The sequence below is a fragment of the Enterobacter sp. MGH120 genome, assembly GCF_001037725.1.
GTDB lineage: Bacteria > Pseudomonadota > Gammaproteobacteria > Enterobacterales > Enterobacteriaceae > Enterobacter > Enterobacter hormaechei_C.
In genome coordinates this window covers 2933043-2955312 of record NZ_KQ089940.1, presented here as the reverse complement: position 1 = coordinate 2955312, position 22270 = coordinate 2933043, and the positions used below count along the sequence as shown (strand labels likewise).

Sequence of the window (22270 nt, the reverse complement as noted above, 5' to 3'; positions counted from 1 at the left end):
CTTTTCCAGAGATGTACGAAAAATTGCGCTATCTCAAGCCCGGTAGCGCACGCATCCCGTAGACTTTCCCCACTGAATTATTTACCTGGTTTATATTTTGAAGCATACCCAAGAGGTGGAATGAGTCATGCTTAAGCGTTTCTTTATTACTGGTACGGATACGTCTGTCGGGAAGACAGTCGTATCCCGCGCGTTACTTCAGGCCCTGGCGGCAAGCGGTAAACGCGTTGCAGGATACAAGCCGGTTGCAAAAGGCAGTAAAGAGACGCCAGAAGGGCTGCGCAATAAGGATGCCCTGGTTCTGCAAAGCGTCTCGTCTCTGGAACTGCCTTATGATGCCGTTAATCCTATCGCCTTAAGCGAAGAGGAAAGCAGCGTCGCTCACAGTGGGCTTATCAACTACAGCCTGCTTTCTGATGGCCTGGCAAATCTGAGTGAAAAGGTTGACCACGTTGTCGTTGAAGGGACCGGCGGCTGGCGCAGCCTGATGAACGATTTACGTCCCCTTTCCGAATGGGTGGTGCAGGAGCAGTTGCCGGTGATTATGGTCGTGGGCATTCAGGAAGGGTGCATCAACCATGCCTTGCTGACGGCGCAGGCTATCGCTAATGACGGCCTGCCGCTGATTGGTTGGGTGGCGAACCGTATTAACCCGGGCCTTGCGCACTACGCTGAAATCATCGATGTGCTGAGCAAAAAGCTGCCTGGCCCGCTGGTGGGCGAACTGCCTTATCTGCCCCGCGCCGAGCAGCGCGAATTAGCGCACTACATCGATCTCTCGGCTTTCGGCGGTATGCTGGCCGTAGATCGAGTCGTGGCGTAGCGTTCTCGACAATACCGACGCCACAACACAGGCAACCAGCAAACCGGGAAGTAAAAAATACTGCCCGGTCATCTCACATACCATCAAGGCCGACATGATTGGCGCATGCGTTGTGGCGGCGAGCAGCGTCGCCATACCCGCCAGCCCGAGCAGGATCGCCGTCTCAGAGCCAGGAAACCACAGCGCAAAGATCTGCGCAAACAGCATTCCCGTTGCCATACCGACGAACAAGGTTGGCGTGAACACGCCTCCCGGCGCGCCGGACCCGCTGCTTGCCAGCACCGCCAGCAGCTTGCAAATAAAGACGCCAGCAATCACCGACAGCAGCGGCGGCGACTGCAAAAACGCCTGAACCACGCTATAGCCATTCCCCCATACCTTCGGCGTCAGCAGCGACAGCAGCCCGACGATCAGACCACCCAGCGCCAGCTGCCACGGCGGTGAAAGTTTGAGACGCAGAAACAGCCTGTGGCTGGCCGCCATCAGCCACATCAGCAGCGGGCCGCAAACGCCAGCCAGCAGACCCACGCCAACGATCAGGAAATAATCCACCGCCGTAAGCATCTCGCTGAGATGGACATCATATAGCGTATTCGCGCCGGGACTTAACAGGCGCGTGGTCAGCAGGGCCACTACAGCAGCAATCACCACCGGGCCGAGGGAGGCCAGCATCAGCGTGCCAAACAGGATCTCTGCGATAAACAGGCTGCCCGCCAGCGGCGCATGATAGGCGCTGGCCATCCCGGCGGCGGCACCGCAGGCGATCCACAGTTTCCATTCGGATTTCGGCGTACAACGTTGTGCAAAAAAGGAGGTGGCGAGGGCAGCAAGCAGGATCATGGCGCCTTCACGGCCGATGGCGCTGCCGCTGGCGACCACCAGCAACGACGCGAGGGATTTCACCAGGCTGGCGCCGTAATCAAACTGGCCGTCACCCGTCTCAAGCGCTTCCATATAATCGGTGGGGGCGTGGGGACGTTGTGCCGTCATGCGCTGCCATCCCCACAGTAGCATTCCCGCGGCCAGACCACCCAGCGCAGGCGTCAGCGCCCGCCGCCAGGGTGATAACGCGGCTGCGGCGTTCACCAGACTTCCGCTTTCGTTGCTGAGAAATAGCCACTCCAGCAGATACATGCTGTGGCGGAACACCGCAACGGCCAGCGCCGCCAGCACGCCGGTGACGGTAGCAATCAGGAGACGACGAAACATCGCGCGGATGTCGGGGTAAGCGTGAAGACGTTGCATGAAGTCGTGATTTAACGGGGACGATACAATATTGTGGCGGTAAATCGGGAGGTTAGCAAAAGGTATGCGTGCGGAAAAAGGCCGGGCAGTACCCGGCCTGAATGCTTAACTCTCGCTATGAATATTCAACGCCCGGCGCGTACGCCCTGAGCTCAAATATTCCGCAATATAATCCTGGGATATTTCGCCGTTATAGCGTCCGTCCTCGTCCACAATCGGCATCCAGCTGGTGTTGCTCTCATACAAGCGAGAAAGCACCACGCGCAGGTTATCCTCGGCCTTACCGGTCATGCGGAACGGATGCAGAATATCCCCGCAGCTGCCGCTGGCGTTACGCGCTTCGCGGCGCTTCACAAAGCCGAGCGGTTTGCCGTGCTCATCAACCACGGTAATGGCGCGAATATCGTTGTCATCCATGGTGGCGAAGGCCTCCGGCAGCGGCGTCGATTCGCGTACCGTAATGGTAGGCTGCTGGTCGGTGACGTCGCCCGCCGATACCAGCAGCAGGCGTTTCAACGTCCGGTCCTGGCCAACAAACGAGCCAACAAACTCATTCGCGGGTTTCGCCAGCAGCTCGTCCGGGCTGGCGCACTGCACGATACGTCCCTGACGGAAGACGGCAATACGGTCGCCCAGCTTCAGCGCTTCGTCAATATCGTGGCTCACCAGCATCACGGTCTTTTTCAGCTTGCGCTGCATCTCCAGGAACTGGTTCTGGATCACCTCACGGTTAATCGGGTCGACCGCGCCGAACGGTTCATCCATCAGCAGGACCGGAGGATCCGCTGCCAGCGCGCGGATGACGCCGATACGCTGCTGCTGACCGCCGGACATTTCGCGCGGATAGCGGTGAAGGAATTTATGCGGATCCATTGCCACCATATCCATCAGCTCCTCGGCACGGGATTTACAGCGCGCTTTATCCCAGCCCAGCATGCGCGGCACGACGGTAATGTTCTCTTCGATGGTCATGTTGGGGAACAGGCCAATTTGCTGGATCACGTAGCCAATGTTGCGACGCAGGGTCACGGTGTCCATTCCGCTGGTGTCTTCGCCGTTAATCAGGATCGTCCCGCTGCTTGGCGTAATGAGACGGTTGATCATCTTCAGGGTAGTGGTTTTCCCGCAGCCGGACGGGCCGAGCAGCACGCACATTTCCCCTTCAGGCACGTTCAGGTTGACGTTGTCGACGGCCTTAAACGTCTGGCCGTGTTTCTGTGAAAATTGTTTGGTGAGGTTTTCCAGTTTTATCATTATCGAATCCCCTTCGGAGTCAGTACCACCTGCAAACGGTGCAGCAACCAGTCGAGCACAATCGCTAAAAGACAAATCATCAGCGCGCCCGCAATCAACATACGAATATCACTCCCGCCAATACCGTTAAGCAGCAGCAGGCCCAGCCCGCCCGCGCCGATCACGGCGGCAATCGCCATGACGCCGATGTTCATCACCACGGCGGTGCGGATGCCGCCAAAAATCACCGGCAACGCCATCGGGATTTCCACCCAGCGCAGACGCTGCCAGAAGGTCATGCCGATGCCGCGTCCCGCTTCACGCAGGCCCGGCGGCAGGCTGTCGAGCGCCGTGTGGGTGTTACGCACAATCGGCAGCAGCGAATAGAGGAACACTGCCGTAATCGCGGGCAGGGCGCCAATGCCCTGACCGATCAGCGAAAAGAGCGGGATCATCAGGCCGAAAAGCGCAATTGACGGGATGGTGAGCACAATGGTGGCAATCCCCAGCACCGGCGTTGCCAGCCATTTATGGCGGACAATTAAAATGCCCAGCGGCACGCCAATAATAATCGCCAGGCCCACGGCGAGCGCCACCAGCCACAGGTGTTGCAGCGTCAGGGTTAAGAGATAGTCCCAGTTGTCGAGAATATAGTGAATCGTCTCCATAGCGCCTCCTACAGCAACTGTTTGCTACGCAGGAAATCACGGGCGACCTGCTGCGGTGACTGATGGTCGATATCCACCTTCTTATTCAGTTCGGTGATAACGTCGTTATTGAGCTGGGCTGATAGGGTGTTCAGCGCCTCCTCCAGCCCCGGATTAGCCTCCAGCGTGTCTTTTCGAACAACTGGCGTCACGGCGTAACTCGGGAAGAAGCCTCTATCATCTTCCAGCACTTTAAGATCGAAGCCCTTTACGCGCCCGTCGGTGGTGTAGATCAGCCCCGCATCGACAAACCCGTCGCGCACCGCGTTATAGACCAGGCCCGGATCCATCTGGCGGATCTGCGGGCGGTCCAGCTCCATGTTGTAGGCTGCCTGCAACGGTTTCATCCCGTCGCTGCGCCCGGCAAATTCCAGGTCAAGGCCCAGCAGCCAGTTGTTATCCGGATCGGTTTTACGGATCTGCTCAATCTTTGCCACCATCTCAGACATGGTATTGATATGTTCAGCCTCGGCGCGCTTGCGCTGCATGGCAAAGGCATAGGTATTGTTCATATCGGCAGGTTTAAGCCACACCAGACCGTGCTTCGCATCGAGGCGTTTCACCGTCTCGTACGATTCCTGCGGCGACATGCGTTTGTTGATGTGGTTGAAGATGATCAGCGAGGTGCCGGTATACTCCCAGGTCATATCAATCTGCTTGTTGATCATCGCGTTACGGGAAATCACCGTTGCAATATTGGTCTGAGGCTGTACCTGAAACCCTTTCTTTTGCAGATACTGCACGGTCATGGCCGAGAGAATGTGCTGCTCGGTAAAGCTCTTGGTTGCCAGGATCAGCGGCGCGGCAAGCGCCTGGCTGGTGAAGAGCGCGGCGGCGCATAGCGCCGTCAGCCCGGAAAACAGTCTCATAGAAGCTCCTTGTTATAATTATCGCGCGAGATGCGGGCTCAGTAATCGGCCCAGTGCCGCCAGCAGCGTATCCAGAATCAGGGCGAACAGGGCGGTGGCCGCCGCGCCCAGGATCAGCGTCGGAAAATCATTCAGATAGATCCCAGGGAAAATCAGCTCGCCGTAGCTGCTGGCGCCAATCAGGAATGCCAGCGGTGCGGTACCGACGTTAATCGCAGTGGCAATGCGAATACCAGAAAGCATCACCGGCCACGCGTTAGGGATCTCAACCTGACGCAGGCGCTGCCATTTGGTCATGCCGATACCGTTTGCCGCTTCCAGCAACGACGCGGGAACAGAGCACAGCCCGGCATAGGTGTTACGCACAATCGGCAGCAGAGAGGCCAGAAAGAGGGCGATAATGGCCGGTTTATCACCGATGCCAATCACCACCATCGCCAGTGCCAGAACGGCCAGCGGCGGCAGGGTGTTGCCCACGTTAAAGATTTGCATCACATATTCGGCGATACCACGCGCGGCCGGACGGCTCAGCAGAATACCGCTTGGAATGCCCACCAGCAGGGCAAAGAACATGGATGAAAAGACCAGAATCAGGTGCTGTTGCCCGAGGTAAATCAGGTCAACCTGGCGCGCCTTAATCGTTTCCAGTCCTATTCCCCAGGTGAGGAGAGCGAGAACCACGATAATCGCGCCGACAAAAAGCAGCGAACGTTTAAGTAATGGGTGCATTGCGGTGTGTCTCCCTGTGCGCATGCGTTATAGCAACCACCGGTTGCCTGTTGTTATGCCATGTTTCGGCAGGGGTACTTCACCTATAGCAAGCGAAACGGAAGGGTTCCAGCGAAGGGGGTAAATCAGTAACCCTATGAAATTAGTGACAACCTGAGTGAAGCCTTATGGCATAAGGGCTGTCAGTGGGCAGGCAGAATAGTCTTAAAGAAGCACGCCTTAGGTGACAATGTCACGTCAGGCGTGCTGATTAAATCTGACGACTCAGTGCGGCGCGCACCTTTCGTACGCGCCACGAGATGCGAACGATAGAGAAGGCGGCGACGAGTACCAGCATCAGGCCCAGCGCCAGCATCGCGTGGAATCCAAACTCTCTGAACAGGATCAGCCCCGCGATCCCGCCGCTGATAAAGGAGAAAAGGGTAGTTAAATGGGTTTTGAGCTGACTCTTTTGCGCGGCCGTATCTTTGGAGTAATCCCGGCGCAGCATGGCGACCATAACGGAGGCCAGCGAAATGCCCGCATCGGTCAGCGTGCCGGTGATGTGCGTGGATCTCACCCGACCGCCGGATAGTTGAGTGGAGGTGGAATTATGAATTCCCATCAACCCGCACAGGAAAATAATAATCTCCTGATTCGTGGCGAAGGAGTGAAAATACATTTCGTACAGGGATACCCCGGCCAGTAATAGCCCTTCAACAAACAGAACCTGGCTGAATACCAGCCTGACGTTATGGATAATCCCCCAGATAACAATAATCCGCGCAGCGATGGCGCCTGAGACAAACGAAAGAATAATGGCGCCAAAGAAAAGAATATCGCTGAGATCGGTGGAGGAAACTTCGCTGGATAGCTGCGAGGTATTGCCCGTCATATGCGAGGGAAAAAAACCGAACGCGCCCAGCGCAATGGCATTCAGCAGTCCCGCGGAGGTCGCCAGCCAGAGGGCAAGACGACGATCCTCCTGATGCGTTCGTTCTTTCTTTAATTTAATCAGCAAAGAATACCTCCGGTTTGAGCTTTGCCTGAATGCTCAAGCTAACAAAGCGATGTCGCTGGCTGACCAGGATATTGCTTAATTATTATTTCTACGGGAGGTGAGCGAGGTTTTGTAATTAAATAAAACAACCCTGTTAATATAATGCCTTATTTCCGATGGCGCGACGTCGTAAAAGTCAGCACCCCTGCACTCAGGAGTAATATGCTGCTTAAAGCGAAGGTGCTCTGCCAGCCAAAGGTATCAAACACCACGCCACCCGCCGTTGAGCCAAGCGCAATGGAGAGTTGGATCACCGCGACCATTAGCCCGCCGCCAGCCTCGGCATCTTCCGGTAACGTACGGGCGATCCACGTCCACCAGCCCGTAGGGGCCGCAGTTGCCAGCATTCCCCAGAAACCTAACAGCAGGGCCACGATCCACAGGCTGTCCCCGGTGAGCATTAATACCCCTGCAATCAGTGCCATAAGCAGCGGTATGGCCATTAAGGTGAGGTAAAACGCGGCATTCAGGACCAGCGCGACGATCAGCGTGCCGATGAAACCTGCGATACCGATAGTGAGCAGGATCAGCGATAAGCCGGAAGGACTGACGTGGGTGACGGTTTCGAGGAAGGGGCGCACATAGGTAAATAACGCAAACTGTCCCATGAAGAACAGGCCGCACGCCATCAGACCCACCGAAACCGCAGGCTGGTGGAGCAGGCGAAATACGCTTTTATGTGGCGACGGCCGCTGGTTCCCGCCCATGTTGGGCAGGCTAAAATATTGCCAGATGAACGCCACAATCGCCACGGGAACCAGGCAAAGAAACGCGCCGCGCCAGCCAATGGTCGAGCCGAGATAACTGCCCAGCGGGGCGGCTACCACCGTCGCCAGCGCGTTGCCGCCGTTAAAAATCGCCAGCGCACGAGAGACCTGATGCTGAGGCACCAGCCGAATGGCGGTGGCAGCAGACATCGACCAGAAACCGCCGATGGCGATGCCGATCAGCGCCCGGCCTGCCATATACATCAAAGCGTTTGGGGCGAAGGCGATAATGATCCCTGACAGCGCCATCAGGACGGTCATGCCTGAAAGAAGATGTTTGCGATTCATATTCCCGGCAAGCCGGGAAAGAAAAAGGCTGGTCAGGACAGCCAGCGCACCAGAGAGGGCGATCCCCTGGCCAGCCATCCCCTCTGTCACCCCTAAATCTCTGGCGAGGGGCGTGAGCAGACTGACGGGCATAAATTCCGAGGCAATAAGGACAAAAACGCACAGGGTCATGGCAAAAATACCGCCCCAGTGTGCATGCTCAGCATCACGGGATGAGGTTTGATTCAGTGTGGACATTGGTGTAATTCACGGCGAAGAGAAGATAAGCCCCGTGATTGCCGGGGCTAAGAGAATTAATTCAGACTGGTTTTGAAGAACTGCCCGAACTGCGCGAACGGGATTTTCCCTGCGACGTTATCGTAGAGATCAACGTGATTCGCACCGGGAACAATCACCAGTTCCTTCTGTTTGCTGCCGACAGCTTTAAACGCATCTTCCGCAAAATAACGTGAGTGCGCGTTTTCACCGGTCACAATCAGCGTTGGGATGGTGATCTCCCCGGCATAGCTCAGCAGCGGCATATTCATAAAGGACAACGGCATGGTCGCGGTCCATGCGCCGGTGGAGTTTACGGAACGGGCATGGAAGCCGCGCGGCATACGGTAGTAATCATAGAATTCTTTCAGTACCGGATGCGGATCGGCGGGCAATGCTTCCGGCAGAATACGCCCGGCCGCCGTTACCTTAACGTTTTCATCGACATAAATATCGTGGCCGCCATGGGCGAAGGTGCCGCTTTCAGCATCTTTCCAGCGTTGCGCGTTCAGATACTGCAACACGGCCCGGCGATCGGCCGCTGAATAACGATCTTTCCCGTCGCCCACGCCGTGACCCATCGCACGGCTCATATCGTACATTACGCTGGTGGCGGCCGCCTTCACGCGGGTATCCATGGATGCCGCGTTCAGCGCCATACCACCCCAGCCGCAGATCCCGAGAATGCCGATACGGTTACGGTCGACTTCTTTCTGTAATCCGAGGAAATCCACTGCGGCGCTAAAGTCTTCGGTGTTGATGTCAGGGGAGGCAACGTTACGCGGCTGGCCGCCGCTTTCACCCGTGTAGGATGGGTCGAAGGCCAGGGTCACAAACCCCTGTTCAGCCAGAGTCTGGGCGTAAAGACCACTGGATTGTTCTTTTACCGCACCGAACGGTCCACTGACGGCAATCGCCGCCAGCTTCTGGTCGCCGCTGTTCCTGGGAATGTACAGATCGCCGACCAGGGTGATCCCGTATCGGTTCTCGAACGTCACCTTGCGGTGGTCGACTTTATTGCTCTCGACGAAGGTCTTATCCCAGGTTGTCACCATCGAAACGGGGGCGGCAGGATTTCGTGTTTCTGCATAACTCATTGTTGTCACTCCACTTAATGATGCGCATAGCAGCAGCGCAACGGACAGTTTTTGGGTGAATGTTTGCATAAGAGGTACCGTGTATTGTTGTAATGCGGTCATTATAGTTAGCAGAAATAGTGCTGATTAGAGGCCAAAGGCTGCTAAGATTAATATCATATTGTTATGAATTGATGAGGCATGATGGCGAAGCGGGAAAACTACAATGAGCTGTATCTGTTTATCCAGGTAGTGCGGGAGGGAAGCTTCACGGCAGCCGCGCAACGGCTCGGGCTGGCACAATCCGGGATCAGTCGATCGGTTCGCGAGCTGGAAGAGCGGCTGGGCGTTCGGCTTCTGGTGCGTACAACGCGCAAACTGTCGCTGACCCACGCCGGGGAGCAACTTTACCAGACCGCTGGTTCAGCCTTTGATGCGCTCGATACCGGGCTGACCAGACTGGCGCATTACCGCCAGACGCCATCCGGCACGGTGCGCATTAATGCCAGCCAGCACGCCATCGAAAAATGCCTGCTGCCAAAGCTCGCTATCTTCAAACAGCGTTACCCGGATATCCGTCTGGAATTGATGAATGAGAGCCGGTTCGTGGATATCATTGCCGAGCGATTCGACGCGGGCGTCCGGCTTGGGCCGGAGGTGGGACAAGGAATGATTGCCGTGCGCATCACGCCCGATATGGAGATGGCTGTGGTTGCCGCTCCGGCGCATTTTCGGCGCTATGGTTTCCCGCAGACGCCCGCCGATCTGGATGCTCATCCCTGCATTGCCTACCAGTTTGCCGACGGTAACCACTATCAATGGGAGCTTGTTCAGGACGGGAAGCATGTTACTCACCGCCCGGAGGGGCAATGGGCCTTTTCCGACAGCTACATGGAGGCCGAAGCGGCCCGGCTGGGACTCGGGCTGGCCTATGTCCCGGTTGAGCTGGTGGCTGACGATCTGGAGCGTGGCACGCTTATACGCGTCTTACAGCGCTACAGCCTGCGGATGGACGGACTGTACCTCTATTATCCACACCGCAACGTATCCCCGGCGCTGAGAGCGGTGATTGATACGCTGAAAATTTAGGGTGCCTCTTTGCTACGGTCTATACAGCCCCTACGTTTGTGATACGCTACTATTTTATATAGCGCAGCTCAACTAAGGCTCTGAAATGACAAAAATAATGCCAGAATATACGGTAGTTGACTTATCACGTTGGGCAAGAAAGGAACACTTTGAAGTATTTCAGGGCTTTGCTCAATCTACATTTAACCAAACGGTTCAGCTGGACATTACCGTGCTGCTAAAGCATATCAAAGAGGTTGGCTGGAAATTTTATCCTGCGATTATTTCCCTTATTTCTGACGTCGTAAACCGGCATCCGGAATTCCGTATGGCCATGAAGGATGATGAGCTTGTAATATGGAATGAGGTTCATCCAAGCTATACCCTTTTCCATAAAGAAACGGAGACATTTTCATCGTTATGGAGTCATTACGATGGAAATATTCACCATTTTCAGCGCGTTTATGCAGAAGATGTTGCCCGCTATGGCAATATCCTTGCTTACTGGCCTAAAGAAGAGTCCCGGGAGAATATTTTCTTCATATCGGATATTCCGTGGGTCAGCTTTAGCAGTTTCAACGTCAACGTCGCTAACATGCGGAATTTTTTTGCGCCCATGTTCACGTTTGGAAAATACTATAACCAGGATGGAAAGGTCTTGTTGCCTTTCGCCGTTCAGGTCCATCATTCTGTCTGTGACGGTTTCCATGTGGCCAGGCTGATCAACGAGTTACAAGAGTTGTGTGATAATTTACCGCACCATTCAGAGGCGCTCAACGTGTGATTCACGTGTTTTTAACATACGCCTGACGAGGGGAAATAATGGAACCGAATTTTACGCCAGAACAGATTGAAATGATTAACCGCATTGTTTTCGAGCAGATCGAGATCATGCATGAGAAAGTAGCTGAAATAATCGCAGATACAGAGACGGTGGCGCATCAGCGCCTGAAGGATAACGGGATCACTACGACAGATTTCTATCCTGCAAATAAAAACTTCCTGATGATGACCCTTGTACAGGATCTGATAGATAAAGTGCACGGGGGCGATAAGGACCTGGCCAAAACAATGATAACCATGGAAGCAAAAAGGCTGAATATCAGCGTAAACGTTGAGGCGGACAAATCAAGATAACAGGACGTATTTTCAGGGTTACGGTTGATGAATATAAGGTTCAGCCGACCTTAATAAAGCCGCGAGCCGTTTCCGGCCCGCGGCGGCAGGACAGGTGATGAGACGTTCTGACGATCAGGCGGCTTTGACGGCCCGGATTTTTTTGCTGCTGTCCGCATCTGATGCTGTTTTATCCGTTTCAGCATTGAGCTCGGGAAGCTTGCTGGTACGCAGGATATGCTGCACGGACTCTTTCTGCTCGGCGAGATAAAGACCAAGGTTCTCCGCCTGCGTTTCATCCATCTGCATTCCGCTTTGCAACAGCCAGTCGGTAAACGCTTCTGCCATATCGAGCAGCTTGTCGTGAGCGTCAGCCTCTTTCTTACTGGCAAATGTCATTTTTTCTTCACCTTTTCTTACGACAACAAATTTTGTTTCAACAGCCATTGTGCACCCCCGTATACTGTAATTATATACAGTATAGCAGTTGTGACGTTGTGTTGCAGCAAAAATGTGCGAGCCTGGCCTGCACAACGGGTGGACAAGCCAGGTGCTGTTATCGGTACAGCGTTTTTTCGACAATCGGGATCAGCAAAGTGGACTGCCATTCCGCCAGCGTCAGCTGGGCAAGTTTACCCAGCGCGGTGTAGAACGGATGGGCCGCGTTTTCAACGAATACGCTAAGGAAACGCGTGCTCCATGGCAGCAGATGCCAGGCAAGAAGCTGGTCGCGTTCTGTTTCGCGACCGTTCTCGGCAAGCCATGCCGCCAGCATCAGCAACGTTCCGAAATGATCTTCAGGCTCATTCTGCTGCATCTCAAAGGCGATATGGTTTTCACGCATCCACTGACGCAACGCGAGGGTCGAATCGCCAAACAGCACGGACTCGCGATCAAGCCAGACCGAGCCCCACGGGGGGGCGGGCAGGGCATACGGGCCAATAAACAGACGCTGCCAGGCGTCTTTCAACGCTTCATCCGATGGGGTCTTAAACATACTGGCGACAGGCAGCAGATTTCCCTCCGCCAGCGGCCAGTCCTGAACCCAGTCACCTGCGGTCAGGGCACTCACCAGCGGCGCGGTCTGCTCGCTGTCTGGAGCGAAATAAAACAGCGCGCCCAGTACCCGGGCGCTGAACGCGAACGATTCGCGGTGTGAGACGTCATTCATTACAACTTTCCTTACTTGCGCGCGGGTAGCCCCGCGCACCTGTGTTAACCTGCAATTGCTAACCCTGCGGTCATATGCAGACCATAAAATAGCCCACGGCCAATCAGTTCACCCAGCGCCACCAGCACGACACCTGCAAACAGGCCGAGCGTTTTTGGCTCCTGACGACGAATCAGCGGGCAGATCCAGCAGCCTAAACCCGCCGCCAGCAACGCGATGCGCCATACCTGAAGCGAACCATAATCCGGAAGCAGGGCGTTAGCCTGCTGGATGGAACTCTGTATTGTCCCCAGCGTATTGCTTTGCAACACGACGACCGCCACGCAGACGATAAGTGCCAGTACGCTGACTGACGCAGCAAGAGTACCTTTGAATGTCACGTTTGCGACGCGCAGCAGCAGCGCGGCCAGCAGAGGACCAGCCAGAACCATCGTCAGGAAGAAGCTCAGCGTGGTGTAACCCGTATACCAGGTCGGGACAGTCTCAATCTGATAGACCCGGGTCATCGCCCAGACAAAAACGATGCCCAGGATCTGGCTGACAACCAGCCAGATTTTGCCCAAAGCTGGGGGCATTTTACCGATAACCGACACCAGCCACCAGAAACCGCCCACGGCAAAGAAGATCGAACCCGCCGCGATCTCATTACTCAGCGCTGACGCGCCCACGCGGTTAAGCGAGTTGAAGGCACGCAGCGGGGAGCCAAGATGCAGTACCGAGGCCATAAACCCAATACCCATTACCAGCCAGAGAAAAAACAGGCTGCGCACGATGCGCATGCTGGCCTTGTCATCATTTTCCTTAAGCCAGACGAAGCCCATCACGATTAACGCGCCGGCCACGCACTGCCCGAAAACGGTGAAGATCACCAGCGGCCATTCATGCCATCCACTTCCCATCTCACACCTCCTTCGGGTTTGCCAGGTAGCCGGTGGTGTCACCCGTCGGACGGCTGTTGGCGTTAGGTTTAATCACAATACTCGGCTTCGTGAAGTGCGCAGACGGCAGCGGCGCGACGGCAGCAAGCTGACCGTGTTTTTTGCGCAGCTCTTCAATCGGGCCAAAGTCCAGCGCGCGCAGCGGGCAGGATTCGACGCAGATGGGCTTTTTGCCGTCCGCCACGCGGCTGTGGCAGCCGTCGCACTTGGTCATGTGGCCTTTGGCGGCATTGTACTGCGGCGCGCCGTACGGGCAGGCCATGTGGCAGTAGCGACAGCCGATGCAGACATCCTCGTCCACCACCACAAAACCGTCGTCGCGCTTGTGCATTGCCCCGCTCGGGCAGACCTTGGTGCAGGCCGGATCTTCGCAGTGGTTGCAGGCAATCGACAGGTAATAGGCGAAGACATTCTGATGCCAGACGCCGTTGTCCTCCTGCCAGTCGCCGCCCGCATATTCATAAATACGCCGGAAGCTGACGTCCGGGGTCAGGTCTTTGTAATCCTTGCAGGCCAGCTCGCAGGTTTTACACCCGGTGCAGCGGCTGGAATCAATAAAAAATCCATACTGGGTAGTCATCGGTTAATCCTTATGCCTTCTCGATCTGCACCAGGTTCGTGTGCTGCGGGTTGCCTTTCGCCAGCGGTGACGGGCGGTGTGTGGTCAGGGTATTGATGCAGGAGCCGTGATCGACACGATCGCCGTTCATGTTGGCGTCATGCCAGGCGCCCTGGCCCATCGCGCTTACGCCGGGCATGATGCGCGGGGTGACTTTCGCGGCAATACGCACTTCGCCGCGGTCGTTGAAGACGCGCACCATATCCCCGTTTTTGATTCCACGTTGCTCCGCATCCACAGGGTTAAGCCACACCTCCTGGCGACAGGCGGCCTGGAGCACATCCACGTTGCCGTAGCTGGAGTGGGTACGGGCTTTAAAGTGGAAACCGAACAGTTGCAGCGGGAATTTGCTGCGCTCGGGCGCGTCCCAGCCTTCAAAGGTTGAGGTATAGACCGGCAGCGGGGTGATGGTTTCGTCTTTTTGCAGTTCCCAGGTTGCCGCAATATCCGCCAGCTTGCTGGAGTAGATCTCGATTTTGCCCGACGGGGTTTTCAGCGGATTGGCATCCGGATCGTCACGGAATTTTTTATAGGCCACAAAATGTCCGTTAGGATCTTTGCGCTTATAAATACCCATTTTTTTCAGCGCATCGTAGGATGGCAGCAGCGGATCTTTGGCGACCATTTTGGCGTACAGGTAGCGCAGCCACTGCTCCTGCGTACGGCCTTCGGTGAATTTCTGATGGATATCCGGTCCGAGGCGTTTCGCCACTTCACTCATGATCCAGTAGATGGGCTTGCGCTCGAACTTCGGGGCGGTAACCGGCTGGAGAAAAATCAGGTATCCCATGTTGCCGGCGTAATCGTTGGGGATGATATCTTCCTGCTCGACGGTCATCAGGTCCGGCAGAACAATATCGGCATACTTCGCGGACGAGGTCATAAAGTTGTCGATGACGACGATCGTTTCGCACTTGCTCTCATCCTGCAAAATGTCGTGAGTTTTGTTGATATCGGAGTGCTGGTTGATGATGGTATTACCCGCGTAGTTCCAGATGAACTTGATCGGCACATCGAGCTTATCTTTGCCGCGTACGCCGTCGCGCAGGGCGGTCATCTCCGGTCCACGGGCAATGGCATCCGTCCAGCTGAAGCAGGAAATTTGCGTTTTCACCGGATTTTCCGGCAGCGGCATGCGTTCGATGGTGATGGTGTAGGTCGATTCGCGCGCGCCGCTGTTGCCGCCGTTAATGCCGACGTTGCCGGTCAGGATCGGCAGCATGGCGATGGCGCGGGACGTTTGCTCCCCGTTAGCCTGACGCTGTGGGCCCCAGCCCTGGCAAATGTAGGCCGGTTTCGCCGAACCGATTTCACGGGCCAGCTTAATGATGCGATCGGCAGGGATGCCCGTTATGCGAGACGCCCACTCCGGGGTTTTCGCGGTTTTGTCATCACCCTGGCCGAGAATATAGGCTTTGTAATGACCATTAGCCGGTGCGCCTTCCGGCAGGGTTTTTTCGTCATAACCCACGCAGTATTTATCGAGGAAAGGTTGATCGACCAGATTTTCATTAATCAGCACCCACGCAATACCTGCCACCAGCGCGGCATCGGTGCCCGGACGAATCGGGATCCACTCGTCTTCACGCCCTGCGGCAGTGTCGGTATAACGCGGATCGATAACGATCATCCGCGCGTTTGACCGTTCGCGCGCCTGCTCAAGGTAGTAAGTGATCCCGCCGCCGCTCATGCGCGTTTCCGCCGGATTATTGCCGAACATCACGACCAGTTTGGTGTTTTCGATATCCGATGTGCTGTTGCCGTCGTTGCTGCCGTAGGTGTAGGGCATTGCGCAGGCGATCTGCGCGGTGCTGTAGGTGCCGTAGTGGCTGAGGAAGCCGCCGTAGCAGTTCATCAGGCGCGCGACCAGCGAGGCATAAGGGGAGGAGCGGGTGATGTTGCCGCCTACAATTCCGGAGGAGTAGTTAATGTAGACCGCTTCGTTGCCGTATTTTTCGACCACGCTTTTCAGGCTCGCGGCGATGGTGTCCAGCGCTTCTTCCCAGGTGATACGCTCAAACTTGCCTTCTCCGCGTTTGCCCACGCGTTTCATCGGATAGTTCAGACGGTCTGGGTGATTAATGCGACGGCGAATTGAACGGCCTCGCAGACAGGCGCGAACCTGATGGTTGCCGTAAATATCCTCGCCGGTATTATCCGTTTCAACCCAGTAGACTTCGTCATCGCGAACGTGCAGACGTAGCGCGCAGCGGCTACCGCAGTTCACCGAGCAGGCGCCCCAGACGACTTTGTCTTCTGCGGGCTGAATAGCGGTCTGCACAGCGGCGGCGGCGCTTTTCAGACCAAAAGGTAATGCGATCCCACCGGCGGCAAGCGCCAGAGATCCTATGGCAGTAGATTTAACCAGAGTTCGACGGCTTATACCGCCGTGATGTTCAACTTCGGACATAACTCACCCCATCATTGTTAATAATTATTTTCACCCGTGACTACAACCGGGCTAATGATGGGGGGAGTGTTACTTATTTAGAGGTATTAAATATTAATCCTCGTCAAATCAGGGGAATTGAGTGGAAAATCATTGCGGCTCAGCGGGCGCATTCTCTTGCGTACCTGCGCCGCTCACCGGGTAGTTGCCGCTACTGGTGCGGGTGTACAAAATTTTGAAAGTATCGTTGGCACAATGCCCAACGACCTGCGCATTCGGCTGATCGGCCTGATCGTTCGGGACGATGTTCAGGGTAAAGCCAGACTCCGGTACGCCGTTGTTGATAATCTTCTGCTGAATGTCGCTTTTCACGCGCTCGCAGGAGTCCGGGGCCGCAAGAAGAGCGGGTGAAGCACTCATTAACAGCAGGGCGGTAATCCAGGGTAACCGTTTCATCTGTAGCTCCTTTTCACTGTGTGGACTGTAAGCATAGCAGGGTTAGGGTAAGCTTTTGTTTTTGGACCTGTCTTTCTGAATTGTCCTGGAGCCGTAATCATGTTGAAGAATGTTAGATTACCCTTTGCCCTGATCGATTATTTGATTCAATAAAGGAGTTATGGCTCTACGATAACGGTGGCGAAGCTTTGCAGCTAACGGCCTTTCCCGCATAAGTAAATTCCAAATTTTTTTCTTTTTGGCATCCAGCATGGCATCACCTTTTGATTCATTAATTGTTGAAACATTGGCTTCTTCGGAAAGGCGTACTGGATAAGGTACTATAGAGTGAATTTTAGCCAGTGATAGGTCTTCGAATAAACTCCATTTATCGGCAACCATCCATACAGGATAAAGGTTATCCAGAAGGCTTCTAGCAGCTTTTTGATTGATAATGTATGCATGAGTAGTCGTGGCATGCTGAGTCTTATGTATATTATATGAGCCGAAAATGTGTTTGAACGGTTTTTTGTAATATTTATTGACTCGACTCAGAAGAAGTATCTCAGGTTTTGTTTTGCTGAGCGTAACGCTATTAAGTATCTCACGCAGATCGCTGTTTAGTACAACATCATCCTCAAGGATAAGAGCGGCGTCGATATTTTCATCTATTATTCTTTTGTATATTTTTTGATGGCTTAATGCACAACCCACTTCTCCCGGGAGAAAAGCATAATTTGTCTCCCGTGTGACATTTCTTAGTTCAGTTTCAGTCATTTTTCGACCATCTACTGCTTCAATAAACTCGTATGCAATGTTCAATTCGGACAATTGACATTCCATTTTCGCACGACGTTCGAGCGAGTGTTTGAGATTGACTATAAAAGTTCTCATCCTTTTAGCGTTCCTTAAAGACTTAATAGCTGGGCCAAATTCATACATTTTACCAGTATTCGAACCAATTCAACATCGCTACCATACTATTTGCTACTATGAGTGCCACAATCCTTTCATTCTTTTGGTAAATGATGTGAATAAATACGCAGCGATAACGCTACTGGCAACGGTACTGGTGGGATGCGACAACAACACCGCGCCGCTGTCATTTACGCCGGAGATGGCGAGTTTTTCGAACGAGTTTGACTTTGATCCTCTGCGCGGGCCGGTGAAGGATTTTACCCAGACGCTGTTCAACGATAAGGGTGAAGTCTCTAAACGTGTGACCGGCACGATGTCAACGGAAGGGTGTTTCGATACGCTTGAACTGCACGATCTCGACGCTAATACGGGCGTTGCGCTGGTGCTGGATGCTAACTACTACGTCGATGCGGAAACCCAGCAGCAGAAGGTAAAGTTGCAGGGAAAATGTCAGCTGGCGGAACTGCCGTCTGCCGGCCTGACGTGGGACACCGACGATAACGGGTTTGTGGTTGCCGCGCACAGCAAAGAGATGGAAGTGAAGTACCAGTATGACGCTGACGGCTACCCGCTGGGTAAAACTACGGTTTCCGGCGACAAGCGTTTATCGGTCAAGTCGGTGCCGTCGAAAGATCTGCGCAAGCGCATGGATTATACGGCGGTAAGCCTGTTGAACGATAAACCGATGGGCAATGTAAAGCAGAGCTGTGATTACGATCGCCATAATAACCCGGTGAGCTGTGAGCTGGTGATCACCGATGACAGCGTCAAACCTGCCGTTGAGCACAAGTACACCATCAAAAACAGCATTGAATATTATTGAGAATAAAACCGCGCAGGTTACTGCGCGGTGGGTTTAAGCAGGCTGGCGGAGGAGGACTTATGCCCGGCCAGATGCTGATGCTGGAAAATGCACATGCGGATGGTGTTACGGTATTCGCCGTTAATAAAGAACTCATGGATCAGTTCACCTTCCACCATAAAGCCCAGCTTACGGTAGATATGAATCGCTTTTTCGTTCTCTTTGTCGACGATAAGGTAAAGCTTGTAGAGATTCAGGACGTTAAACCCGTAATCCATCGCCAGCTTTGCCGCCCGCGACGCAAGACCTTTCCCCTGGTGCTCCGGTGAAATAATGATCTGAAATTCCGCCCGACGGTGAACGTGGTTGATCTCAACCAGTTCAACCAGCCCGGCTTTCTCACCTTCGCATTCCACCACAAACCGGCGTTCACTCTGATCGTGGATATGCTTGTCGTAGAGATCGGACAGCTCGACAAACGCCTCATAAGGCTCTTCAAACCAGTAGCGCATCACGCTGGCATTGTTGTCGAGCTGGTGAACAAAGCGTAAATCTTCGCGCTCCAGCGGACGGAGCTTAACGTCACACGGCGTCGACATTACGGTGCTACCGTGCGGCCAGTGCGACGATCCAGACAGCGCAGGGTGTTAGGCTCCCAATAGGCGTTGACGTTGGCACTTTGCTGGCATTTGTCGCGGGCATCAAACGCGACGTCTTCTTTATCCCACTCTTTTTCCACGCGCTTATTCACTTTCTGACGCAGGCTGCGGGTGTCATTCCATTGTTCTTTGTCCATGGCGGCGTTCTGACGGCTTTGCGCGCTGTCACCAGACTCAATGATGAGTTTGCTGGTTTCGGCTGATGCCGTTGCGGCGAAGGCGAACGATGACAGCGCCAGTACGGCTGTCAGACAAAGGCGTTTGCTTAATGTAGTCATAGCGTTTCCTTTAAACGGGTGCAGACAATCGGATTACCCCGTTGGATTCTACACCAATCCGAAAGGGTGTCATACCCGCGCGGCAGGTATGGGAACGATGTGAACATTATCGCGTATGATGTCTAAATCAATCCTCACGAAACGAGAAAAATGTTCAAAACGACGCTGCTTTTTTTCGCGACCGCGCTGTGCGAAATCATCGGATGCTTTTTGCCGTGGCTCTGGCTAAAGCGGGGCGCTTCCGCGCTGCTGCTGATCCCGGCGGGTGTGTCCCTGGCCCTTTTTGTCTGGCTGCTCACCCTGCATCCGGCCGCCAGCGGGAGGGTATATGCGGCCTACGGCGGAGTGTACGTCTGTACCGCGCTGCTGTGGCTGCGCGTTGTCGATGGCGTCAGGCTAAGCCTGTATGACTGGGCAGGCGCGCTGATTGCCCTGTGCGGCATGTTGATCATCGTGGCCGGTTGGGGACGCGCATAAGCGTCCTTATAGTGTGATCGCCCGCTGATTTTACGATCATTATACTTGTATGGTAGTAGTGTAGTTGCGTAAATTTCCTGCATCACAACGAGCGATGTAAGGAAATGGATTATGAAGATTGTCGGGGCTGAAGTATTTGTCACCTGCCCGGGGCGTAACTTTGTCACCCTTAAAATCACCACCGATGAGGGCATTGTCGGCCTGGGTGATGCCACGCTGAACGGACGTGAACTTTCCGTTGCCTCATACCTGAAAGATCACCTGTGCCCTCAGTTGATTGGCCGCGATGCGCACCGCATCGAAGATATCTGGCAGTTCTTCTATAAAGGCGCTTACTGGCGTCGTGGTCCGGTCACCATGTCAGCGATTTCTGCCGTGGATATGGCGCTGTGGGACATTAAGGCGAAAGCCGCGAACATGCCTCTCTATCAGCTTCTGGGCGGAGCCTCCCGGGAAGGGGTGATGGTTTATTGTCACACCACCGGGCACACCATTGACGACGTGCTGGAAGATTATGCCCGTCATAAAGAGATGGGCTTCAAGGCAATTCGCGTGCAGTGCGGCGTGCCGGGAATGAAAACCACCTACGGCATGGCAAAAGGAAAAGGGCTGGCGTATGAGCCAGCGACCAAGGGCGCCTGGCCGGAAGAGCAGCTGTGGTCCACTGAAAAATACCTCGACTTCACGCCGAAACTGTTCGACGCAGTGCGCAGTCAGTTCGGCTTCAATGAACATCTCCTTCACGACATGCACCACCGTCTGACGCCCATCGAAGCGGCGCGATTCGGCAAAAGCATTGAAGAGTACCGTCTGTTCTGGATGGAAGATCCGACTCCCGCTGAAAACCAGGAGTGTTTCCGCCTGATCCGCCAGCACACCGTCACGCCAATTGCGGTGGGGGAAGTGTTCAACAGCATCTGGGACTGCAAGCAGCTGATTGAAGAGCAGCTCATTGACTATATCCGCGCCACCATAACCCATGCGGGCGGCATCACCGGGATGCGTCGCATTGCGGACTTTGCCTCACTTTATCAGGTGCGTACCGGCTCACACGGCCCGTCGGATCTGTCGCCGATTTGCCACGCCGCGGCGCTGCATTTTGACCTGTGGGTACCGAACTTTGGCGTGCAAGAGTATATGGGGTATTCGGAGCAGATGCTGGAAGTGTTCCCGCACAGCTGGCGCTTCGATAACGGCTATATGCACCCGGGCGACAAGCCAGGGCTGGGCATTGAGTTTGATGAGAAGCTGGCGGCGAAATACCCGTACGATCCGGCTTATCTGCCGGTGGCTCGTCTGGAAGACGGCACCCTCTGGAACTGGTAAACGAGGAGCGAATGATGAAAAGCGTAGTGATCCAACAGCCGGATGTGCTGGTGATTGAAGAGCGTCCTCTCCCGTTGCCGGGCGCAGGCGACGTCCGCGTCAAAATTAAGCTCGCCGGTATTTGCGGTTCAGACAGCCATATCTATCGCGGGCATAACCCGTTTGCAAAATACCCGCGGGTAATCGGTCACGAGTTCTTTGGCGAAATAGACGCGGTTGGCGAAGGCGTGGAGGGCACCCGACTGGGCCAGCGCGTTTCGGTTGATCCGGTGATCAGCTGCGGGCACTGCTACCCGTGTTCCGTTGGAAAACCGAACGTTTGTACTTCGCTGGTGGTGCTGGGCGTCCACCGTGACGGCGGCTTCAGCGAATACGCCGTGGTGCCGGCGAAAAATGCCTGGCGCATTCCGGATGCGATCCCTGACCACCACGCGGTGATGGTTGAGCCATTCACCATTGCCGCCAACGTAACGGGGCAGGCGAAACCCACCGAACAGGATGTGGCGCTGATTTACGGCGCAGGCCCGATGGGGCTGGTCACCGTGCAGGCGCTGAAGGGCGTTTACAAGGTGAAGCAGGTCATCGTGGTGGATCGCATTGATGAGCGGCTGGAGATGGCGCAACGCAGCGGCGCAGACTGGGTCTTCAACAACGGCGAGCATTCTTTACAGGCCGCGCTGGATGAAAAAGGCATCAAGCCGACGTTAATCATCGATGCTGCCTGTCATCCGTCCATTTTACAGGAAGCGATTACGCTGGCGTCTCCGGCGGCGCGCATCGTGCTGATGGGCTTCTCCAGCGACCCGAGCCAGATTGTGCAGCAGGGGATCACCGGCAAAGAGCTGTCGATCTTCTCTTCGCGCCTGAATGCCAACAAATTCCCGGTGGTCATTGACTGGCTGGAAAAAGGGCTGATCGACCCTGAAAAACTGGTCACCCATACATTTGACTATCACCACGTTACAGACGCCATCGAACTGTTTGAAAAAGACCAGCGGCAGTGCTGCAAAGTCTTGCTCACGTTCGACCAATAATAATTCACG

25 protein-coding genes are annotated in these 22270 nt (G+C 54.8%); 8 read left to right on the top strand and 17 right to left on the bottom strand.

Annotated elements, in window-relative coordinates; genetic code table 11:
• Window positions 1-127: 127 nt before the first annotated feature.
• A complete protein-coding gene (bioD, locus tag SK54_RS13745) occupies window positions 128-823 on the top strand; it encodes a dethiobiotin synthase (RefSeq protein WP_015570628.1) in 696 nt (231 codons plus the stop codon).
• On the opposite strand, the gene clcB is transcribed toward bioD, so the two are convergent.
• The 8 genes from clcB to SK54_RS13705 form a co-directional block, all read right to left on the bottom strand.
• Window positions 758-2068 carry a voltage-gated ClC-type chloride channel ClcB gene (gene clcB / locus SK54_RS13740; RefSeq protein ID WP_048247450.1) on the bottom strand — a complete coding sequence of 437 codons (1311 nt, stop codon included), beginning with the start codon at window positions 2066-2068 and terminating at the stop codon, window positions 758-760. The genes bioD and clcB overlap by 66 nt on opposite strands.
• A gap of 105 nt (window positions 2069-2173) precedes the next feature.
• Window positions 2174-3322: an osmoprotectant ABC transporter ATP-binding protein OsmV gene (gene osmV, locus SK54_RS13735; RefSeq protein ID WP_003857446.1), complete on the bottom strand. Its 1149-nt coding sequence runs from the start codon at window positions 3320-3322 to the stop codon at window positions 2174-2176.
• A complete protein-coding gene (gene osmW, locus SK54_RS13730) occupies window positions 3322-3969 on the bottom strand; it encodes an osmoprotectant ABC transporter permease OsmW (RefSeq protein ID WP_006808875.1) in 648 nt (215 codons plus the stop codon). Before osmW ends, osmV begins: the two co-directional genes overlap by 1 nt.
• A gap of 8 nt (window positions 3970-3977) precedes the next feature.
• Window positions 3978-4877 carry an osmoprotectant ABC transporter substrate-binding protein OsmX gene (osmX, locus tag SK54_RS13725; protein ID WP_017384554.1) on the bottom strand — a complete coding sequence of 300 codons (900 nt, stop codon included), beginning with the start codon at window positions 4875-4877 and terminating at the stop codon, window positions 3978-3980.
• An 18-nt stretch (window positions 4878-4895) separates the two neighbouring features.
• Window positions 4896-5606 carry an osmoprotectant ABC transporter permease OsmY gene (gene osmY, locus SK54_RS13720; RefSeq protein ID WP_003857442.1) on the bottom strand — a complete coding sequence of 237 codons (711 nt, stop codon included), beginning with the start codon at window positions 5604-5606 and terminating at the stop codon, window positions 4896-4898.
• A gap of 250 nt (window positions 5607-5856) precedes the next feature.
• Window positions 5857-6606, bottom strand: a complete 750-nt coding sequence (locus tag SK54_RS13715; RefSeq protein ID WP_040117585.1) for a YoaK family protein — start codon at window positions 6604-6606, stop codon at window positions 5857-5859.
• A 146-nt stretch (window positions 6607-6752) separates the two neighbouring features.
• Window positions 6753-7937 carry an MFS transporter gene (locus SK54_RS13710; protein WP_047726958.1) on the bottom strand — a complete coding sequence of 395 codons (1185 nt, stop codon included), beginning with the start codon at window positions 7935-7937 and terminating at the stop codon, window positions 6753-6755.
• 56 nt (window positions 7938-7993) lie between these two features.
• Window positions 7994-9121 (bottom strand): alpha/beta hydrolase, encoded by a 1128-nt coding sequence (locus SK54_RS13705; RefSeq protein WP_048247447.1) that lies wholly within the window; start codon window positions 9119-9121, stop codon window positions 7994-7996.
• Between the two features lie 114 nt (window positions 9122-9235).
• Between SK54_RS13705 and SK54_RS13700 the strand changes: the two genes are divergently transcribed.
• From SK54_RS13700 to SK54_RS13690, 3 genes are all read left to right on the top strand, one after another.
• Window positions 9236-10120: a LysR family transcriptional regulator gene (locus SK54_RS13700; RefSeq protein WP_017384550.1), complete on the top strand. Its 885-nt coding sequence runs from the start codon at window positions 9236-9238 to the stop codon at window positions 10118-10120.
• 85 nt (window positions 10121-10205) lie between these two features.
• Window positions 10206-10883 carry a type A chloramphenicol O-acetyltransferase gene (gene catA / locus SK54_RS13695; protein ID WP_015570622.1) on the top strand — a complete coding sequence of 226 codons (678 nt, stop codon included), beginning with the start codon at window positions 10206-10208 and terminating at the stop codon, window positions 10881-10883.
• A 38-nt stretch (window positions 10884-10921) separates the two neighbouring features.
• Window positions 10922-11236, top strand: a complete 315-nt coding sequence (locus SK54_RS13690; RefSeq protein ID WP_017694081.1) for a hypothetical protein — start codon at window positions 10922-10924, stop codon at window positions 11234-11236.
• A 114-nt stretch (window positions 11237-11350) separates the two neighbouring features.
• On the opposite strand, the gene SK54_RS13685 is transcribed toward SK54_RS13690, so the two are convergent.
• The 7 genes from SK54_RS13685 to SK54_RS13655 all read right to left on the bottom strand — a co-directional run bounded on the left by SK54_RS13685 (window position 11351) and on the right by SK54_RS13655 (window position 17661).
• Entirely contained in the window at window positions 11351-11662 is a 312-nt protein-coding gene (locus SK54_RS13685; protein ID WP_017384548.1) for a YebG family protein, read from the bottom strand.
• A 109-nt stretch (window positions 11663-11771) separates the two neighbouring features.
• Window positions 11772-12386 (bottom strand): Tat proofreading chaperone DmsD, encoded by a 615-nt coding sequence (gene dmsD, locus SK54_RS13680; protein ID WP_017694080.1) that lies wholly within the window; start codon window positions 12384-12386, stop codon window positions 11772-11774.
• A 44-nt stretch (window positions 12387-12430) separates the two neighbouring features.
• Window positions 12431-13285 carry a dimethyl sulfoxide reductase anchor subunit family protein gene (locus tag SK54_RS13675; RefSeq protein WP_017694079.1) on the bottom strand — a complete coding sequence of 285 codons (855 nt, stop codon included), beginning with the start codon at window positions 13283-13285 and terminating at the stop codon, window positions 12431-12433.
• 1 nt (window position 13286) lies between these two features.
• Window positions 13287-13904, bottom strand: a complete 618-nt coding sequence (locus tag SK54_RS13670; RefSeq protein WP_017384545.1) for a DMSO/selenate family reductase complex B subunit — start codon at window positions 13902-13904, stop codon at window positions 13287-13289.
• A gap of 10 nt (window positions 13905-13914) precedes the next feature.
• Window positions 13915-16353, bottom strand: coding sequence for a selenate/tellurate reductase subunit YnfE (gene ynfE, locus SK54_RS13665; RefSeq protein WP_048247444.1), 2439 nt, complete (start codon window positions 16351-16353; stop codon window positions 13915-13917).
• A 129-nt stretch (window positions 16354-16482) separates the two neighbouring features.
• Window positions 16483-16788 carry a DUF1161 domain-containing protein gene (locus SK54_RS13660; protein WP_045894297.1) on the bottom strand — a complete coding sequence of 102 codons (306 nt, stop codon included), beginning with the start codon at window positions 16786-16788 and terminating at the stop codon, window positions 16483-16485.
• A 117-nt stretch (window positions 16789-16905) separates the two neighbouring features.
• Window positions 16906-17661: a glycosyltransferase family 25 protein gene (locus SK54_RS13655; RefSeq protein ID WP_045911697.1), complete on the bottom strand. Its 756-nt coding sequence runs from the start codon at window positions 17659-17661 to the stop codon at window positions 16906-16908.
• A 136-nt stretch (window positions 17662-17797) separates the two neighbouring features.
• On the opposite strand from SK54_RS13655, the gene SK54_RS13650 reads away from it, so the two are divergent.
• Complete coding sequence (locus SK54_RS13650) at window positions 17798-18508, top strand: YnfC family lipoprotein (protein WP_017384542.1); 711 nt, start codon at window positions 17798-17800, stop codon at window positions 18506-18508.
• 17 nt (window positions 18509-18525) lie between these two features.
• Here SK54_RS13650 and speG read toward each other — a convergent pair whose 3' ends face one another.
• Together speG and SK54_RS13640 are read right to left on the bottom strand one after the other, a co-directional pair.
• Complete coding sequence (speG, locus tag SK54_RS13645; protein WP_003857416.1) at window positions 18526-19086, bottom strand: spermidine N1-acetyltransferase; 561 nt, start codon at window positions 19084-19086, stop codon at window positions 18526-18528.
• Window positions 19086-19424 carry a DUF1283 family protein gene (locus SK54_RS13640; protein ID WP_006808856.1) on the bottom strand — a complete coding sequence of 113 codons (339 nt, stop codon included), beginning with the start codon at window positions 19422-19424 and terminating at the stop codon, window positions 19086-19088. Before SK54_RS13640 ends, speG begins: the two co-directional genes overlap by 1 nt.
• Window positions 19425-19574: 150 nt before the next feature.
• Here SK54_RS13640 and SK54_RS13635 point away from each other — a divergent pair, with 150 nt between their 5' ends.
• The 3 genes from SK54_RS13635 (at window position 19575) to SK54_RS13625 (ending at window position 22261) form a co-directional block, all read left to right on the top strand.
• Window positions 19575-19901, top strand: coding sequence for a YnfA family protein (locus SK54_RS13635; protein ID WP_003857412.1), 327 nt, complete (start codon window positions 19575-19577; stop codon window positions 19899-19901).
• 111 nt (window positions 19902-20012) lie between these two features.
• The gene (gene manD / locus SK54_RS13630; RefSeq protein ID WP_017384541.1) at window positions 20013-21227 is read left to right on the top strand and encodes a D-mannonate dehydratase ManD; all 1215 of its coding nucleotides are present in this window, start codon (window positions 20013-20015) and stop codon (window positions 21225-21227) included.
• Between the two features lie 14 nt (window positions 21228-21241).
• The gene (locus tag SK54_RS13625; RefSeq protein WP_023296536.1) at window positions 21242-22261 is read left to right on the top strand and encodes a Zn-dependent oxidoreductase; all 1020 of its coding nucleotides are present in this window, start codon (window positions 21242-21244) and stop codon (window positions 22259-22261) included.
• Window positions 22262-22270 lie beyond the last annotated feature (9 nt).